Here is a 17,995-nt window from a genome sequence, read left to right on the forward strand (position 1 = left end):
TTTCGGCCCGACCGACCAGGGCCGAGAAGCCGGACCGACCGGTCGCGACGACCGCCGGCACGAGGACGGCCGGTCCGTTCGACCTGCCCGCGGCCGGTTTCGGCGGGCACCGGGGACCAGTTCGGCGAGGCGTTGAGCCCACCGGTCGAGGTGGCCGTCACGATCCGTGAGTCGAAGCTCACTCCGGTGTTCGCGGCGGTGCGGCGAACTGGGATTCCGGTCGCATCGTCGGGCTCCGGGAGTAAGCCGAGAATTGTTCACTCTTAGACTGCCGGCCATGACTGCGGACCCTCTGACCAGCGCCGATACGGCGGACGGCGCGCGGGGAGCCGAGCGAACCGTAACCGACGAACCGGCCACGACACCAGGGTTCGCGCACCCCCGGGCGGCCGTGCAGCCGGCCATGTCGGACGCGCCGACGGTCATCCAGCCGGCTGTGCTCGACGCGCCGACGGTCATCCAGCCGGCCGTGCTCGACGCGCCGACGGTGGTGCAGCCGGCCGTGCTGGTGGACGCGCCCACGGTGGTGGTGCCGGGGGACAGCCCCACCACCGTCATGTCCGTGGTGTCCCAGCCGCGTCCGGTCTTCGTCGATCCGAGCGGCCGGCGTCGGTCCCGGCTGCGCTGGATCGCGTACGCCCTGGGTCTGATCAGTCTGATCTACACCGGCCTGGTCGTGGCGAGCTTCGCCGGCGGTCCGGTCAAGGCCGACACCGTGCTGCCCTTCGTGGAGCCGACCCGCCCGCCCTGGCAACCGCCACCCGCCCCGTCGATCCCCGCCGTGCAGGTTCCGCCGACCACGGCCGCTCCCCGGACCACGGGCAGCGGTGTGCCGCGTCCCCGGGCCACGCCGTCCCGGGTACCCACGACGGTGACCAGCGCACCGACGCCACCGCGCCGCACCCCCTCGTCGGCGTCGGTGCCGCCCCGTCCCACCCGGTCGACCGCGCCGGCGGCGACACCCAGTGCCGAGCCGCCCACCACGGAACCGACACCGCCGACCGTCGAGCCGTCGAGCGTCGTCGACGGAGCAGCCTTCGCCGATGAGTGAACCGCCAGCACGCCGGTCCCGCCGGCCGGCACGAGGTCGTCGGGTCGTGCCGCCGCCGAGCTGGATCGTGTTCGGCGTCCTCTGCGCGGTGCTGGCCGCTGCGCTGCTCGTCGGCGCGTACGCCAACGCGTCCTTCGCGCCGGACCGTCAGCACACCCACCACGGTCAGCGTGAGGTGCCGTCGGCGGTGGTCTCCGGTGGCCCGATCGTCAGCAGCACGGGTGGGGCGACCCGGTCGTACCGACTGCCTCCGCGCACCGTCGCACTCACCTTCGACGACGGGCCGGACCCGGTCTGGACCCGCGAGGTGCTGCGGGTGCTGGCCGCCCATCAGGTTCCGGCCACCTTCTTCGTGGTCGGCTCGCAGGTGGCCCGACATCCGGAACTGGTACGGGAACTGGCCGCAGCCGGCCACGAGCTCGGTGTGCACACCTTCACCCACCCCGATCTGGCCGTGTTGCCCGACTGGCGACGTCGGATGGAGTACGCCCAGACCCAGTTGGCCATCGCCGGCGCGGCCGGGATCCGTACCTCGCTGATCCGATTTCCGTACTCCTCGTACGCCAACGCCATCAGCGACCTGGACTGGCCGGTGTTCACCCAGGCCGGCGACCTGGGCTACCTGAGCGTGCTCAACGACACCGACAGCCGGGACTGGGCGCTACCCGGCGTGGACCAGATCCTCACCAACGTGACGCCACCCGGATACTCGGGAGCGATCACGCTCTGGCACGACGCGGGCGGCGACCGGGCCCAGACCGTCGCCGCGCTCGACCGGTTCATTCCGCTGATGACGGAGCGCGGCTACCGCTTCGTCACGGTCACCGACGGCCTGAACCTGGCGCTCGCCGAGGCCGGCATCGACCACCGGGTCGACGCCGGTCAGGCGGCCAGCGCGGGCGAGCGCTGGCGCGGGCGGATGCTGACCTGGGGGGTGCAGGGCGCGGACCGCACGCTGGGCTGGCTCGGAGTGATCTTCCTGGCGGTCGGCGCGCTGACGGTGGGCCGTACCGTGCTGCTGCTGGTGCTCGCCGGGCGACACGCACGCCGACGCCGGGCGGCAGGCTGGTCCTGGGGGCCGCCGGTGACCGAGCCGGTCTCGGTGATCGTGCCCGCGTACAACGAGAAGGAGGGGATTGCCGCGGCGGTCCGCTCGCTGGCCGGTGGCGACCATCCGGGCGGCATCGAGGTGATCGTCGTCGACGATGGTTCCACCGACGGAACGGCCGAGATCGTCGAAGCACTCCGGCTGCCGAACGTCCGGGTCGTCCGTACGCCGAACGGCGGCAAGCCGAGCGCGTTGAACACCGGGCTGGCGCTGGCCCGGCACGAGCTGATCGTGATGGTCGACGGAGACACCGTGTTCGAGCGCGACTCGGTGCGGCGGCTCGTCCAACCGTTCGCGGATCCGCAGGTGGGCGCGGTCGCCGGCAACGTCAAGGTGGGCAACCGCGACAGCCTGATCGCCAAGTGGCAGCACATCGAGTACGTCATCGGTTTCAATCTCGACCGCCGGCTGTACGAGACGCTGCGCTGCATGTCCACCGTGCCGGGGGCGATCGGTGCCTTCCGCCGGCAGGCGCTGCAATACGCCGGTGGCATGACCGACGACACGTTGGCCGAGGACACCGACATCACCATGGCGCTCGGCCGCGCCGGCTGGAAGGTGGTCTACGAGGAGACCGCCCGGGCATGGACCGAGGCCCCGGCGACGCTGGGGCAGCTGTGGAAGCAGCGGTACCGGTGGAGCTACGGCACCATGCAGGCGATGTGGAAGCATCGGCGCTCGCTGCTCGACCGAGGTGCCTCCGGCCGCTTCACCCGGCGCTGCCTGCTGTTCCTGAGCCTGTTCGGGGTGCTCCTGCCGCTGCTGGCACCGGTGATCGACCTGCTCGCGCTCTACGGACTGTTCTTCCTCGACCGGACCGCGACGGTGGTGGCGTGGCTGGTCATGCTCGCCTTGCAGATGCTGACCGCCGTGGTGGCGTTCCGGTTCGACCGGGAGAAGCTCAGCGTGCTGTGGGTGCTGCCGTTGCAGCAGTTCGTGTATCGGCAGCTGATGTACCTGGTGATGATCCAGTCGGTAACCACCGCCCTGACCGGTGGCCGCCTAGGCTGGCAAAAGCTCCGCCGCACCGGCCTGACCCCCACCCCGACCCGCTCCCACTCTGGTTGATCATGAGGTTGGCGGCAGCGAAACGGACAAAATTGACCGCTAACCTCATGATCAACGAGGAATCAGGGGTGGGTTAGGGAAATGGCGTAGGGGGGCCAGAAGGTGCCGGAGGGAGGCTCGCCGGGGCGGCAGTCGCCGTCGGACTCGCCGGGGAACTTGACCCAGAGCAGGGCGTCCACCCGATCCAGGTCGGTGTCGGTCGTCGGGTCCGCGCCAATCGCCCGGCCGGGCGGGTTGCACCAGCTCGGTGCTCCCTTGACCCGGTCCGCCGGGTACGGCCCGTTGCCGTTGCGGCTGGTGTCGATGACGAACGTGGTGCCGCCGCCGAGCGCATCGGAGATCCGGTGACCGTAGGTGGTGTTCTCCTCGGTACGGACGAAGTTAGCCACGTTGAGCGCGAAGCCGTCCGCCTCGGCCACCCCGGCCCGGCGCAACGCCGCCGCCAGCGCCGCCACGTCGTTGATCCAGCCTGGGTGCCCCGCGTCAAGGTAGACCCGGGCGGTTTCGGTGCTCTCCAACACGGCCACCGCGTCGCGCAGTAGCGCGAGCCGGCCCTCGACGTCGCGTACGCAGCCGGCCACCGCGTCCGGCAGCGCGCCCGGTTCGAGGACCACGATCACCGGACGGCCGGCGATGCCGGCGGCCACGTCGCGGATCCAGGACTGGTACTCGGCGCCGGAGCCGGCACCCCCGGCACCCCGCCGACCGCAGTCACGCTGCGGCACGTTGTGGAGCACCAGCACCGGGGTCTGACCGGCGATCGTGGCCCGGCCGAGGTAGGCCTCGACCTCCGCACGGGCCGGGCCGCCGGTCAGCCATTTCGCGCTCGGTCGGCTGCCGATCGCGCGCAGCGCCGCCGCCTCGGTGGTCTCGCCGCGAGCGGCGCGCCGGTCGGCCTCCGCGTTGGCCGGATTTCCCGGATCGACGTAGAAGACCGACGGTACGGGAGGTGCCGACCCGATCGGCGCGGACGCGACCGGAGGAGTGGGCTGGGCGCCGCCGGTGCATCCGCTCAGCAGCGCCAGGGTCGCCGCCACCGCCGCGAGACCCCGGCCCCCGGTTCCGGTCTTCCTGACCCGCCCGGTGGGCGTCCGTGCCGGTGTGGCGCTACCAGCCGGTCCGGTGCCGTCCACCGCGATCAGTCGTCGTCTTCGTCGTCGAGCCGGGCCAGCCAGGTGGCGAACCGCTCGATCGGGGTCTCGAACTCCGGGTTCAGGTCGACGAAGTCACGCAGCCGCTCGCCCAGCCACTCCAGGCTGACCTGCTCCTCGCCGCGGCGCGCGACCAGTTCCTCGATGCCCCGGTCGGTGAAGTACATCGGCGTACTCGCTTCCTCACCGGCGTCTGCCGGTGACCGGCCGGTCCCGCCCCGCCGTAGGGCGGGACGGGACCGGGTCAGTTCTCGTCAGGGGCGGGGGAGTGCCGCCTCGATCAGCGCGGTCTGCTCGACCTCGTGCATCTTCGCCGAACCGACGGCCGGAGCCGCAGCGGCCGGACGGGAGATCCGGCGCAGCCGGACACCGTCGAGGTGCTCCAGCAGGTTGAGCGCGACGAACGACCAGGCACCCTGGTTGGCTGGCTCCTCCTGCACCCAGGCGAAGTCCTCCGCGTTCGGGTACTGCGCGAGAGCGGCCCGGATCTCCTCCACCGGCATCGGGTAGAGCTGCTCCAGCCGGATGATCGCGGTGTCGGTGACACCGCGTTCCTGCCGGGCCTGGAACAGGTCGTAGTAGACCTTGCCCGAGCAGAGCAGCACCCGCTTGACCTGCTCCGGCGCGCCCGCGGCCGGATCGGGCAGCACCGGGGCGAAGGTGCCGGTGGTGAAGTCCTCCACCGAGGAGACGCAGAGCTTGTGCCGCAGCAGCGACTTCGGCGTGAACACCACCAGCGGCTTGCGCTTGGGCGAGAGGGCCTGACGGCGCAGCAGGTGGAAGTAGTTCGCCGGAGTGGTCGGGTTCGCCACCCGCATGTTGTCCTCGGCGCAGAGCTGGAGGAACCGCTCCGGGCGGCCGGAGGTGTGGTCCGGCCCCTGACCCTCGTGGCCGTGCGGCAGCAGCAGGGTCACCGCGGACCGCTGGCCCCACTTCACCTCGCCGGAGGAGATGAACTCGTCGATCACCGTCTGGGCGCCGTTGACGAAGTCGCCGAACTGGGCCTCCCAGCAGACCAGCGCGTCGACGTTCTCCACCGAGTAGCCGTACTCGAAGCCCATCGCCGCGTACTCGCTCAACAGCGAGTCGTGCACGAAGAGCCGGGAGCGTTCGCCGTCGGCGGTGAGCGAGTGCAGCGGCAGGTAGTCGTCGCCGGTCTGCGCGTCGACGATCGAGGCGTGCCGTTGCACGAAGGTGCCTCGGCGCGAGTCCTGACCGGCGAGCCGGACGGTTATCCCGTCGTGCAGCAGCGCCCCGAAGGCGATGATCTCGCCGAAACCCCAGTCGATGTTGCCCTCGACGGCCATCCGGGCCCGCCGGTCGAGCAACTGCTGGATCCGCTTGTGCGGGGTGAAGCCCTCGGGCAGGCTGACGTGCGCCTCACCGATGGCCTTGATGACCGACGCCTCGGTCGCCGTCTCCACCTGCGGCTCCGGCTCGTCCTCCCGCTTGGGACGACTGAGCTGGCGTGGCGTGGTGGCCGCGTCGCGGGTGGCCTTGAAGACCCGCTCCAACTGCGCCTGGTAGTCGCGCAGTAACTCCTCGGCGTCCTCCACGGTGATGTCGCCCCGCCCGATCAGCTCCTCGGTGTAGAGCTTGCGGACCGAGCGCTTCGAGTCGATGATCCGGTACATCTGGGGGTTGGACATCGAGGGGTCGTCGCCCTCGTTGTGCCCGCGCCGCCGGTAGCAGACCAGGTCGATGACGACGTCCTTGTTGAACGCCTGCCGGTACTCGAAGGCGAGCCGGGCGACCCGGACCACGGCCTCCGGGTCGTCGCCGTTGACGTGGAAGATCGGGGCCTGGATCATCCGGGCCACGTCGGTGCTGTAGAGGCTGGAGCGGCTGTACTCCGGTGCGGTGGTGAAGCCGACCTGGTTGTTGACCACCACGTGCACGGTCCCGCCGGTGCGGTAGCCGCGCAGCTGGGAGAGGTTGAGCGTTTCGGCCACCACGCCCTGGCCGGCGAAGGCCGCGTCACCGTGCACCGCCAGCGGCAGCACGGTGTAGCCCTCCAGCTTGAGGTCTATGCGGTCCTGCTTGGCGCGGACTATCCCCTCCAGCACCGGGTCGACGGCCTCCAGGTGCGACGGGTTCGCCACCACCGAGACCTTCACGGCGTGGTCGCCGTCGGGGGTGGTGAACTTGCCGTTCTGGCCCAGGTGGTACTTCACGTCGCCCGAGCCCTGGGTGGAACGTGGGTCCAGGTGCCCCTCGAACTCGGAGAAGATCTTTTCGTACGGCTTGCCGACGATGTTGGCCAACACGTTGAGCCGGCCCCGGTGGGCCATGCCGATGACGACCTCGTCCAGCCCGTCCTCGGCGGACGCCTCCAGCACCTCGCCGAGCAGCGGGATCAGCGACTCGCCGCCCTCCAGCGAGAAGCGCTTCTGGCCGACGTACTTGGTCTGCAGGAAGGTCTCGAACGCCTCGGCCGCGTTGAGCCGGTTGAGCACGTGCTTCTGCTCACCGGCCGGCGGCTTCTCGTACTTGCGCTCGACCCGCTCCTGGATCCAACGGCGCTCGGCCGGGTCCTGGATGTGCATGTACTCGATGCCGACCCGGCGACAGTACGAGTCGCGGAGTACGCCGAGGATCTCCCGCAGCTTCATCCGCTGCCGGCCGGCGAAGCCGTTGACCGGGAAGGTGCGGTCCAGGTCCCACAGGGTCAGCCCGTGCTGGAGGACGTCCAGATCCGGGTGCTTGCGGATCTTGAACTCCAGCGGGTCGGTGTCGGCCATCAGGTGACCACGCACCCGGTACGAGTGGATCAGCTCGTGGACCCGGGCGGTCTTGTTGATCTGGCCCTCGCTGTCGACCGCGACATCGCGTACCCAGCGCACCGGCTCGTAGGGGATGCGCAGCGAGGTGAAGATCTGGTCGTAGAAACCGTGTTCGCCGAGCATCAGCTCGTGCATGACCTTGAGGAACTCGCCAGACTGCGCGCCCTGGATGATCCGGTGGTCGTACGTGCTGGTCAGCGTGATGACCTTGCTGACCGCCAACTCGGCCAGGGTGGCCTCGCTCATGCCCTGGTACGGCGCCGGGTACTCCATGGCGCCGACCCCGATGATCGCGCTCTGGCCCTGCATGAGCCGCGGCATGGAGTGCACGGTGCCGATGCCGCCGGGATTGGTCAGCGAGATCGTGGTGCCGGAGTAGTCGTCCATGGTCAGCTCGTTGCGGCGGGCGCGTCGGACGACGTCCTCGTACGCCTGCCAGAACTGCCGGAAGTCCATCTGCTCGCAGCCCTTGATGGAGGGGACCACCAGGTTGCGGCTGCCGTCGGGCTTGGTCAGGTCGATAGCGATGCCCAGGTTGACGTGCTCGGGGTGGACCACCACCGGCTTGCCGTCGACCTCGGCGAAGGAGTTGTTCATCTCCGGGTGCGCGACCAACGCCCGCACCAGGGCGTAACCGATCAGGTGGGTGAAGCTGACCTTGCCGCCGCGCCCCCGGGCGAGATGGTTGTTGATCACGATCCGGTTGTCGACCAGGAGCTTGGCCGGTACGGCTCGGACGCTGGTCGCGGTCGGCACGGCCAGCGAGGCGTCCATGTTCTGGACGATCTTGGCGGCGATGCCGCGTAGCGGGGTGGTTCGTGGCGCGCTGGCAGTGGGCGCGGTCCGGGTCGGCTGGCTCTTCGCCGGCTCGGCCTTGGCGGCGGTCGGCTTCGCGGCCGTCGGCTTCGCCGTGGTCGGCTTCGCGGCGGTCTGCTTCGCCGTGGTGGACGTCGGCTTCGACGTCGCCGGTGCCGCCGTGCGGCGCTCATTCTTGGCCGCCGGTTCGGCCTTGGCGGCCGGCTGGCTCTTCGGGGTCGCCTCGGTCTTGGCCGGGGCGGCGTCCTTGGCCGCGGTGCCAGCGGCCGGCCGGCCGTCACCGCCGCCCGCTGTGCCCGGACCAGGTCGGTAGTCGGCGAAGAAGTCGTGCCAGGCCGGGTCGACGCTGCTGGGATCGGCGAGGTACCGCTGGTACATCTCCTCGACGATCCACTCGTTCGGGCCGAAACCCGCCAGTGGGTTCTCCTGAGAAGTCTGCTGGGTCGACACGGCCGGTAATCGCCTCTTTCACGCGGGTTTGTGTGTCACGCGGTGCCCGGTGCGCCGGGACGGACGCACAGGACGGTTCCCAGGCTACGCCGTACCGAACCTCGGGGCATTTCCGCCTCGGTCGCGTGGTCGGATTCACAGAAGATGACAGAAGTTCGGTAAGCGCTGCGTATTCCCTTGATCGCTGCTATGGCCTGGACGGCCGGTCGGCGCGGCGACGGGCCCGGTGCACCGGCTGTGTCACCGGTGCACCAGGCCCGTCGGGCGGGGCGCCGACCGAGTCGGTCGCCCGGGTGTCAGGAGATGTCGCGGCGTCGGGTGATGAGGATTCCGACCACGCCGCTGACCACGGCGTAGCCCACCAGCACCAGTGCGCCGACCCACCAGGCCGGCAACATCTCGTTCTCGCCCGGCGTGATCATGATCTGGGACGCGGCGGCCGGCCAGACCACCTGCCACTTGAGCACGGCCATGTTGTCCAGCAGGTTGGCCAGCAGCAGGAAGAGCAGGCCCACCACCTGGGTGCCGATCAGGTAGAGCACCGAGGCGGTGATCACCGCCCCGAGCTGGTTGGTGATCAGCGTGCCGATGCCAACGCCGAGCACCGTCCAGATCGCGTACGCCATCAGGTTGAGCAGCAGGGCCCGGTGGACCTCCCACTCGCCGAGCTGCGTCCCGTAGTCGTTCAGCGACAGGAACGCCGCGCCGGCCGCGAGGTCGATGACCGTGGTCACCAGCCAGAACGCGAAACCGAGCAGGCTGGCCGCGATGAGCTTGCTGACGATCACCGAGGTGCGTCGCGGAGTGGCCAGGAAGGTCGTGGTCGCGGTCTGGTGGAAGAACTCGTTGGTGACCATGAGGATGCCGATGAGCATCACGAACATCAGGCCCAGGTACTGGCCGGAGGTGTAGAGGTTCGCCGCCTGAGCCGGCGCGGAGGCGGCGTCGCCGGTGTAACCGAACTCCTCCCCACCACCGCTGAGGGTCTCGCTGGCCAGCCAGGCGTTGAAGGCGAAGGCCAGGGCGATCGACAGGAACGCCCCGATGGCCAGCCACCACCAGGTGCTGGTCGTACGGATCTTGAGCAGTTCGGAGCGGACGAGATTGCTCATCGGATGCCCGCCTTTCCGGCCGTCAACTCCAGGAACACCCGTTCCAGGTCGGGTCGTTCAGTGGTCAGCTCGTGCAGTTCGACCCCGGCGGCCAGGGCCGCCCGACCCACCGCCGGAGCGTCGACCCCGCTGATCAGGAGCAGACCCTGTCCGTCGGACTCCACCGTGGCCGGCCCCTCGGCCAGCGCGGCGGTCAGCACGTCGGCCTGCGGGGTGCGGACCCGGACGCCCTGCGCCATCGACCCGATCACCTGGTCCACCGGACCCTGCCGGACCAACTGGCCAGCCGCGATGATCACCACGTCGTCGGCCAGCAGCTGCATCTCCGAGAGCAGGTGGCTGGAGACGAGCACGGTCCGTCCCTCGGCGGCCAGCCCCTTGAGGAAGCCGCGCATCCACCGGATGCCCTCCGGGTCCAGGCCGTTGGCCGGCTCGTCCAGGATGAGCACCCGGGGATCACCGAGCATCGCCGCGGCGATGCCGAGCCGCTGCTTCATGCCCAGCGAGTAGCCCTTGAACTTGCGCGTGGCGGCCGGAGTCAGCCCGACCAGCTCCAACGCCTGGTCGGCCCGTTCCCGGGGCAGCCCGGCGGCGGCGCAGATCACCCGCAGGTGGTTGACACCGGTGCGGCCCTTGTGCGCGCTGGACGCCTCCAGCACCGCGCCGACGTGCCGTAGCGGGTCAGCCAGGGCGGGGTACCGGTGACCGCCGATGGTCGCCGTCCCGGCGGTCGGCGTGACCAGGTTCAGCAGCATACGCAGGGTGGTGGTCTTACCCGCACCGTTCGGGCCGAGGAAGCCGGTGACCCGTCCCGGTTCGACCGTGAACGACAGGTTGTTGACCGCGAGCACGTTGCGGTACTGCTTGGTCAGGCCGGAAACCACGATCTGGGCGTCGTTGGTGGGGCTTGGTTGCCCGTCGGTCATCGTTCTCCTCCCGTGTCGGCGCCGGGATGCGCCGTTGCACAGCGTGACGTTAAAGGTCAGGCAATTCAATCGGGCTCGTTCGGGAGATCGTGGTCCGCCTCAGGCAGGAGCCGTCTCATCCCCAGGTACGAGCCGATCGACGGTCTTGTCTACACGGCGATCCAGGTTGCCCGGGCGTGGCCGAGCAGGCGACCGTCCGGGGCGTACAGGCTGGTGCGCACGAACGCCTTGCGACCCTCGGTGCCGATCACCGCGCCGGTCACCACGCACTCGTCGTCCGGGCGGGGCAGCGCCTCGATCCGGGCCGCGATCCGGCCGAGCACGTACGGCCGACCGGCGTCGAGCACCGCCCAGCCGCCGGGGCAGTCCAGGGCGGCCCAGACCGTGGCGACCTCGACCTGCCGGGGCGCCCGCACCGGTGCCGCCGTCCGGCCGTCCGGCAGCCGACCGGGAAAGATCCGCAGGCCGTCGGTGCGCTGCGGGCCGCACACGTAGCAGTCAGGAAACGGATGATCCACCAGCCCCGGGTACGCCGCCGAGGCGGCCCGGGCGGTCACCAGATCCACCGGCGGAACCGTGTCGTCGTCGAGTTCCTCCGTCGGGCGCAGGAGCGCGACCACCTGGCCGGCCGGGTCGCGTACCTCGCCGTCGGCCAGCGTCAGCGGGGTGTCCAGCGGTGGTGGTCGACGCAGGGTCACCTCGACCGGCGCGTCCCCGCCGTACGCGGTGGCGAAGACACCGGCACTCCAGCCACCGTTGCCCGAGCCGGGTGGTCCGTTGAAGCGCCCATCGATGATCATCGAGACTCCCTCCGCCACGCCGCCCGGCCGCGTCGCCGGACACCGGCAGCCTCGCACGCCCGCGTACCCGCCGCCGTAGCGGGTCGCCGACCGGCGTTCACCGGATCGACACCGCCGGTCACCAGGGCCGGCAACCAAGCGGGCGCTACACAGAACGCATGGCCGTTCTGCCCGCCGCGGACGTAGCACTGACGACCAGCGGCTACACCCTCTCGATCGCCGACGACCCCAGCCAGGTTGAGGCCGCGCAACGCCTGCGCCACCAGGTGTTCGCCGGCGAGCTGGGCGCGACCGTGTCCTCGGACGCGGCCGGCCTCGACCGTGACGCCTTCGACCCGTACTGCGACCACCTGGTGGTGCGGCAGGAAAGCACCGGCGCGGTGGTCGGGACGTACCGACTGCTCCCGCCGGGGCGGACCAACCGCCGGTACGCCGAGGGCGAATTCGACCTGACCGCGCTCGATCCGTTGCGTACGTACCTGGTCGAGGCCGGCCGTTCCTGCGTGCACCCCGAGCACCGCAGCGGCGCGGTGATCAACCTGATGTGGGCGGGTATCGCCCGCTACCTGCACCTGCGCGGGCTGCGTTGGCTCGGTGGGTGTGCCTCCGTGCCGGTGTCCGACGGTGGCCTCGCCGCCGCCGAGGTCTGGGCTCAGGCGCGGGCGAAGCACCTGTCACCGCCGTCGTTGCGGGTCCGTCCACTGCGGCCCTGGTTCGCCGAGCCGGGCGTGCCGGCCGAGTCGGTCACGGGGGCGGCCAAGCTCGTCCCGCCGCTGCTGCGCGGATACCTGCGGCTGGGGGCCCAGGTCTGCGGGCAGCCGGCGTACGACCCTGACTTCGGGGTGGCCGACTTCTACGTACTGCTCTCCATGGACCGGATCAACCCGCGTTACCTGCGGCACTTCCTCGGCGGGCAGCCGTGACCACGCTGGCGCATCCGCTGTGGCGGCCGAGTTCCGGTTGCGGCCCCGACTGCCTGCCTCGGCCGGGCGAGGGCCTCGCCGTCCCGGCGACCCGGCAACTGGGCCGCGCCGCCGGCCTGCTCGGCATGCTCGGGCTCGGCATCGGCCTGGCCGTTCTGCTCCCGGTGCTGCCGGTCCGGGAGCGGCAGACCGCGCTGCGCGGCTGGGCACGGGCCACGGCACGGGCCTGCGGCGTACGCCTCGAAGTGCGCGGTCGGCTGCCCCGGCGCCGTGCCCTGGTCGTCGCCAACCACGTCTCGTGGTGGGACGTCCTGGCGCTGCTCGCGGTCGCGCCGGCCCGGCTGGTGGCCAAGCACGAGGTCGGACGGTGGCCGCTGATCGGGCTGCTCGCGCGGGCGGCCGGCACCATTTTCGTGGACCGTTCCCGCCCCCGCGAGCTGCCGGCGGCAGTGGGGCGGGTCGCCGCCGCATTGCGGGCGGGCCGTTCGGTCGCGGTGTTCCCCGAGGGCACCACCTGGTGTGGGGCCGCGACGTCCTGCCGGCCGAAGACCGGCTTCCGGCCGGCGATGTTCCAGGCCGCGATCGACGCGGGGGCACCCGTCGTGCCGCTGCGGATCCAATACCGCTGCGGAGTGACCGGCGCAACAACCACGGCGTCGGCGTTCGTCGGTGACGAGACCCTGCTGCGGTCGGTGCGGCGGATGCTCGGCGTCCGGGAGCTGACGGTCCGTGTCGACGTCGCCGCGCCGCTGCACCCGGGGCGGTCCGCCGACCGGCGCGCGCTCGCCCGGGTCGCCGAGTCGGTGGTGCATCTCGTACCGTCGTCGCCAGCCGTGCAGGCGGCTCCGCACCCGGCGCCGGTACGGGTGTCGGCGCGGCCGGACGCGGTACGGACCGTGCCGCCGGAGCGGGAGTTGCCGCTGGCCGCCTGACCCGCGACACATGCCGCTCACAGGTTCTTTTCAGGATCTGCCCAGCGGCGATGCAGTGTCTGCGCGGATGATGGGCGGCATGGCCGCTACCCAGACCGAGGCGCGACTGCTCGTCGTCGAGGACGATCCCAACATCCTCGAGCTGCTCTCCGCGAGCCTGCGTTTCGCGGGATTCGACGTGGCCACCGCCACCAGCGGCAGCGCCGCACTGAGCGCGGCCCGTGATCACCGCCCCGACCTGGTCGTGCTCGACGTGATGCTGCCCGACCTCGACGGGTTCGAGGTGATCCGGATGATGCGTGAGGGCGGCACGCGTACGCCGGTGGTCTTCCTCACGGCCCGCGACGCCACCGATGACAAGATCCGTGGGCTCACCCTCGGTGGCGACGACTACGTGACCAAGCCGTTCAGCCTGGAGGAGTTGACCGCCCGGATCCGGGCGGTGCTGCGCCGCACCAGCACCGGCGAGCAGGCCCCCGCCCGGCTCACCTTCGCCGACCTGGAACTGGACGAGGAGACCCACGAGGTCTATCGGGCCGGTCAGCGGGTGCAGCTCTCGCCGACCGAGTTCAAACTGCTGCGCTATCTGATGCTCAACGCCAACCGGGTGCTGTCCAAGGCGCAGATCCTCGACCACGTCTGGAACTACGACTTCCGGGGCGACGACAACATCGTCGAGTCCTACATCTCGTACCTGCGCCGCAAGGTCGACACCACCGACCCCCGGCTGATCCACACCCTGCGTGGCGTCGGATACGTTCTGCGCAAGCCGGCGGCGTGAACGCGTTACAGCAGGCCAAGATCCGGCTCCGCGCGGTACCGCTACGGGTCAAGCTGGTCGCGGCCGTGCTGACCCTGGTCGCTGCCGCGCTGCTGGTGATCGCCTCGCTGACCACGATCTTTCTTCGCAGCTACCTGGTCGACCAGGTGGACGCGGAGCTGACCAGCGCCGCCGACAACCTCGAAGCGGTGGCCGGCGCGGAGCGGTTCGGCACCGACCTGCCCACCGACTACCTGGTGGTCTTCACCGACAGCCGGACCGGTGCCGTCTCCTGGGTCTACTTCGACAACAAGCGGTTCGACGCCAACGACCTGCCGCCCTGGCCGGAGAACGCCGCCGGCTTCGAAGAGGCGGCCGGCAAACCGTTCCCCGCCCGGGCCCGGGCCAGCGACATGCGCTGGCGGATGCTGTACACCGAACTGCCCAACGGCCAGTGGACGGCGATCGCGCAGCACCTGACCGACGTGGATCAGGCGGTGAAACGGCTCATCTGGATCGATCTGCTGGTCGGCGGGGCAGTGCTGGTGCTGCTCGCCTCGATCGGCGCGGCGATCGTCCGGACCAGCCTCAAGCCGCTGGTGGAGATCGAGCGCACCGCCGCCGCCATCGCCGGTGGTGATCTCAGCAGGCGGGTGCCCGACCCGGAGGACGGCCAACCCTGCCCGACCTCCGAGCTGGGGCGGCTGTCCCGGGCCCTGAACGCGATGCTCAGCCAGATCGAGATGGCCTTCACCGCCCGGGCGGCGTCGGAGTCCGCGGCCCGGTCCGCCGAGGCTGCCGCCCGAGAGGCCGCCGGGGCGGCCCGCGCCTCCGAGGCCCGTGCCCGCCGGTCCGAGGAACGGATGCGACAGTTCGTGGCGGACGCCTCACATGAGCTGCGTACCCCACTGACCACCATCCGCGGCTTCGCCGAGTTGTACCGCCAGGGTGCGGCCCGAACCCCCGAGAAGACCTCCGACCTGCTGCGCCGGATCGAGGATGAGGCGGCCCGGATGGGGCTGTTGGTGGAGGATCTCCTGCTGCTGGCCCGACTGGATCGAGAACGACCGCTGTCACTCACCCCGGTGGAACTGCCGGTGTTGGCCGCCGACGCGGTGGCGGCGGCGCGCGCGATGGCGCCGGACCGGCGGATCGAGCTGGAGATCCAGCCCGACTCAGGTCCGCTGGTGGTGCGGGGCGACGACGCCCGGCTGCGGCAGGTGATCGGCAACCTGATGACCAACGCGCTGCGGCACACTCCGCCCGGGGCGGCGGTGATGTTGCGGCTGCGGGCCGAGCCCGGCAACCTGGCGGTGATCGAGGTCGCCGACACCGGCCCGGGGCTCACCGTCGAGCAGGCGGAGCGGGTCTTCGAGCGCTTCTACCGGGTGGACGCCTCCCGGACCCGCAGGACCGACGGCAACACCGGCACCGGCCTCGGCCTGGCCATCGTCGCCGCGCTGGTGACGGTGCACCAGGGCACGGTCGAGGTGACCGCGACACCGGGTGGCGGTGCCACCTTCCGGGTACGGTTACCCCTCGCGCCGGCCGCCGACATCGACGACGAGTGATTTTCAGCGAATCCTCAGTTCAGCCCAAGGCGGGACGCAGAGCGATGGGAGAAGGTAGGAGCATGACCGAGTACGAGTCCGACCCGCGCCGGCCGGCCCCCTTCGACGCCGAGCCGTCGCATCCCGAGCTGTCCCGCGCCGAGTACGCGCGGTCCGACTCCCCGTCCCTTGCCCGCCCCGACGCCGACCCGACGGTCGAGGCGCAGACCGTGCCGGTCCGGGCCGTTGATCCGCCGTCGGCCGGGCCGGACGCCACACCGGGCCGAACGGGCCCGGGCGACGGTGGCGGCTCGCCGACGGTGGCGCAGCCGGTCTCCGGTCAGCCCACCTGGGCACCGGCCAGTACCCACCAGCACCAGTACCAGCACCCCCAGTACCCGTACCAACCGGGTGCCCGCTACCCCGGCAATCCCTGGCATCCCGGCCAGCCCGCCTGGAGCGGTGCCCAGCCGCCCGGGCCGGGCGCGGGCCAGCAGCCCGGATATCCGGGGCAGGCCGCCGGGATGCCGAGCGGCTACCCAGGCCAGCCGCCCGCGTGGGCATCCACCCCGTCCAACGGACCCCGTCCCGGCCGGGTCGCCAAGCTGGCCGGTGCCGGCGTGGCGGTGTTCGCCCTGATGCTCGGCAGCGGGGCCGCCGGTGGTGCGCTCGCCCTCGCCCTCAGCGATGGCGGTGGCATCACCCGCACCTACAGCGCCGCGCCCGTGATCGACGGTGCCGACCTGCCGCGCATCGCCGCAGCAGTACAGGACAGCGTCGTGTCGATCAGCGCCGGCAGCGGTGAGGGCTCCGGAGTGGTGCTCAGCGCCGACGGTTACGTGCTGACCAACAACCACGTGATCGCCGGGGGCGGCGACACCGTACGGGTCTTCTTCGCCAACGGCACCAACACCCAGGCCGAGATCGTCGGTACCGACCCGAGGACCGACCTCGCGGTGCTGAAGGCGAACGGGATGACCGACCTTCAACCGGCCAAGCTCGGCGACAGCGACGCGATGCAGGTCGGCGACCAGGTGCTCGCACTGGGCAGTCCGCTCGGCCTGCAGGGCTCGGTCACCGCGGGGATCCTCAGCGCCAAGGACCGCACCATCCAGGCCGGTGGGGGGCAGCAACTTCCGGGCCAGTCGGTCAGCTCGATCTCCGGGCTGCTGCAGACCGACGCCCCGATCAACCCGGGCAACTCGGGTGGCGCACTGGTCAACACCCGGGGTGAGGTGATCGGCATCAACACCGCGATCGCCACCGCGGGACAGGGCAGCACCGGCAACATCGGTGTGGGCTTCGCCATCCCGAGCAACAAGGCCAAGGACGTCGCGGAGAAGCTCCAGCGGCGCGAGAAGATCAGCCACCCGTCGCTGGGGGTCAGCGTGAACTCCGCTCCCGATGGCGGTGCGTTGATCGGCGCGGTGAACCCGGGCAGCGCGGCGGAGCGGGCCGGGCTGCAACAGGGCGACGTGGTCACCCGGTTCGGCGACAAGGTGATCAACGACTCCAACGATCTGGTGGCTGCCGTCCAGGCCGGCAAGGTCGGTGACCAGGTCGAGGTGACGTACCAGCGAAATGGCACCGAGGCGACGGCAACCGTGACGCTCGCCGAAGCGTCCTAACGAAACAGAGGCTGCTTTCCTCCCTCCGGGGCGGCGGGTGGCGCGGCCAAGGGGGTTGGCCGCGACACCCGCCGCTCTTTTTTCACCTGTTCACCCGGACCGGGTGAACCGGGCTCATCCGGCCGTCCGGCAATTTCGGCGGAGAAGACCTGTGGCGGTGGATGGGGGGTGCCATGACCACGGCAACGGCGACCCGGAGCGACGACCGGATCCAACGCGACGTGCTCGACGAACTCGCCTGGGATGCGCAGGTGCGCTCGACCGATATCGGGGTGAGCGTGCACGACGGGGTGGTTTCGCTCACCGGCGGCGTGGACAGCGCCGCCCGCAGGTGGGCGGCAGTGCGCGGGGCGCAGCGGGTACGCGGGGTGCGGGCGGTCGCCGACAACATCGAGGTCCGCCCCGTCGGGCCGGTCGACTTCACCGACGGAGACCTGGCGATCGCGGCCAGCCGCGCGCTGGAGTGGAACAGTTTCGTGCCGGCCGAGCGGCTGGACCTCACCGTCTCCGACGGCTGGCTGATGCTGCGCGGAGCGGTGGAGTTCGGTTGGCAGCGGCGGGTCGCCGAGCGGGAGCTGCGCCGGCTGCGGGGCGTACGCGGCGTCACCAACCTGGTCGAGGTGCGGCCCGCCGCCCCGGCCGACCTCGACCGGATCCGCAGTGACATACAGCGTGCTCTGATGCGGGGGATCGGCACGGAACGGGTGACCGTTCAGGTGCGTGGCGACACGGTGACCTTGTGCGGGGTGGTGCGTTCCTGGTGGGAGCGGGATCAGGCGGAACGAATCGCCTGGTCGGCCGAGGGCGTGTGCATGGTACGGGACCAGCTGATGGTGGGCGGCTGAACCGGTGATCCGGTCCCGGTTTGTCCATACCCGGACCGGGAAGACGCTCGTTCCAGCGCGAAGCGGAGCACATCGACGCGGCCGAAGGGCGA

Annotated in this window: 14 protein-coding genes; 8 read left to right on the forward strand and 6 right to left on the reverse strand. The window is 71.0% G+C overall.

Annotation, left to right across the window (positions count from 1 at the left end; all coding sequences use genetic code 11):
* Positions 1-277 precede the first annotated feature (277 nt).
* Together Vlu01_RS19315 and Vlu01_RS19320 are read left to right on the forward strand one after the other, a co-directional pair.
* The gene (locus Vlu01_RS19315) at positions 278-1,051 is read left to right on the forward strand and encodes a hypothetical protein (protein ID WP_204001527.1); all 774 of its coding nucleotides are present in this window, start codon (positions 278-280) and stop codon (positions 1,049-1,051) included.
* Positions 1,044-3,227, forward strand: coding sequence for a bifunctional polysaccharide deacetylase/glycosyltransferase family 2 protein (locus Vlu01_RS19320; RefSeq protein ID WP_204001529.1), 2,184 nt, complete (start codon positions 1,044-1,046; stop codon positions 3,225-3,227). The genes Vlu01_RS19315 and Vlu01_RS19320 overlap by 8 nt, the downstream gene beginning before the upstream one ends.
* A 62-nt stretch (positions 3,228-3,289) precedes the next feature.
* On the opposite strand, the gene Vlu01_RS19325 is transcribed toward Vlu01_RS19320, so the two are convergent.
* The 6 genes from Vlu01_RS19325 to Vlu01_RS19350 all read right to left on the reverse strand — a co-directional run bounded on the left by Vlu01_RS19325 (position 3,290) and on the right by Vlu01_RS19350 (position 11,265).
* Positions 3,290-4,264 (reverse strand): glycoside hydrolase family 6 protein, encoded by a 975-nt coding sequence (locus Vlu01_RS19325; protein ID WP_239095993.1) that lies wholly within the window; start codon positions 4,262-4,264, stop codon positions 3,290-3,292.
* 101 nt (positions 4,265-4,365) lie between these two features.
* On the reverse strand, positions 4,366-4,545 hold the full coding sequence (locus Vlu01_RS19330) for a DUF6104 family protein (protein WP_204001531.1): 180 nt from the start codon (positions 4,543-4,545) through the stop codon (positions 4,366-4,368).
* Positions 4,546-4,632: 87 nt separating this feature from the next.
* Positions 4,633-8,427 (reverse strand): multifunctional oxoglutarate decarboxylase/oxoglutarate dehydrogenase thiamine pyrophosphate-binding subunit/dihydrolipoyllysine-residue succinyltransferase subunit, encoded by a 3,795-nt coding sequence (locus Vlu01_RS19335; protein ID WP_204001533.1) that lies wholly within the window; start codon positions 8,425-8,427, stop codon positions 4,633-4,635.
* 296 nt (positions 8,428-8,723) lie between these two features.
* Complete coding sequence (locus tag Vlu01_RS19340) at positions 8,724-9,539, reverse strand: ABC transporter permease (protein ID WP_204001534.1); 816 nt, start codon at positions 9,537-9,539, stop codon at positions 8,724-8,726.
* Positions 9,536-10,465: an ABC transporter ATP-binding protein gene (locus Vlu01_RS19345; protein ID WP_204001535.1), complete on the reverse strand. Its 930-nt coding sequence runs from the start codon at positions 10,463-10,465 to the stop codon at positions 9,536-9,538. The genes Vlu01_RS19340 and Vlu01_RS19345 overlap by 4 nt, the downstream gene beginning before the upstream one ends.
* Positions 10,466-10,614: 149 nt before the next feature.
* On the reverse strand, positions 10,615-11,265 hold the full coding sequence (locus Vlu01_RS19350; protein WP_204001536.1) for a hotdog fold domain-containing protein: 651 nt from the start codon (positions 11,263-11,265) through the stop codon (positions 10,615-10,617).
* A gap of 158 nt (positions 11,266-11,423) precedes the next feature.
* Between Vlu01_RS19350 and Vlu01_RS19355 the strand changes: the two genes are divergently transcribed.
* The 6 genes from Vlu01_RS19355 to Vlu01_RS19380 all read left to right on the forward strand — a co-directional run bounded on the left by Vlu01_RS19355 (position 11,424) and on the right by Vlu01_RS19380 (position 17,903).
* The gene (locus tag Vlu01_RS19355) at positions 11,424-12,188 is read left to right on the forward strand and encodes a GNAT family N-acetyltransferase (RefSeq protein WP_204001538.1); all 765 of its coding nucleotides are present in this window, start codon (positions 11,424-11,426) and stop codon (positions 12,186-12,188) included.
* Positions 12,185-13,120: a lysophospholipid acyltransferase family protein gene (locus Vlu01_RS19360; RefSeq protein WP_204001540.1), complete on the forward strand. Its 936-nt coding sequence runs from the start codon at positions 12,185-12,187 to the stop codon at positions 13,118-13,120. Before Vlu01_RS19355 ends, Vlu01_RS19360 begins: the two co-directional genes overlap by 4 nt.
* A 79-nt stretch (positions 13,121-13,199) precedes the next feature.
* Positions 13,200-13,901, forward strand: coding sequence for a response regulator transcription factor (locus tag Vlu01_RS19365; RefSeq protein ID WP_099853003.1), 702 nt, complete (start codon positions 13,200-13,202; stop codon positions 13,899-13,901).
* Positions 13,898-15,451 (forward strand): sensor histidine kinase, encoded by a 1,554-nt coding sequence (locus tag Vlu01_RS19370; RefSeq protein WP_204001542.1) that lies wholly within the window; start codon positions 13,898-13,900, stop codon positions 15,449-15,451. The genes Vlu01_RS19365 and Vlu01_RS19370 overlap by 4 nt, the downstream gene beginning before the upstream one ends.
* Before the next feature lie 62 nt (positions 15,452-15,513).
* The gene (locus Vlu01_RS19375; protein WP_204001545.1) at positions 15,514-17,058 is read left to right on the forward strand and encodes a trypsin-like peptidase domain-containing protein; all 1,545 of its coding nucleotides are present in this window, start codon (positions 15,514-15,516) and stop codon (positions 17,056-17,058) included.
* 173 nt (positions 17,059-17,231) lie between these two features.
* The gene (locus Vlu01_RS19380) at positions 17,232-17,903 is read left to right on the forward strand and encodes a BON domain-containing protein (RefSeq protein WP_204001548.1); all 672 of its coding nucleotides are present in this window, start codon (positions 17,232-17,234) and stop codon (positions 17,901-17,903) included.
* The last annotated feature ends 92 nt before the right edge of the window (positions 17,904-17,995 follow it).

The sequence above is a fragment of the Micromonospora lutea genome (assembly GCF_016863535.1).
Classification (GTDB): domain Bacteria; phylum Actinomycetota; class Actinomycetes; order Mycobacteriales; family Micromonosporaceae; genus Micromonospora; species Micromonospora lutea.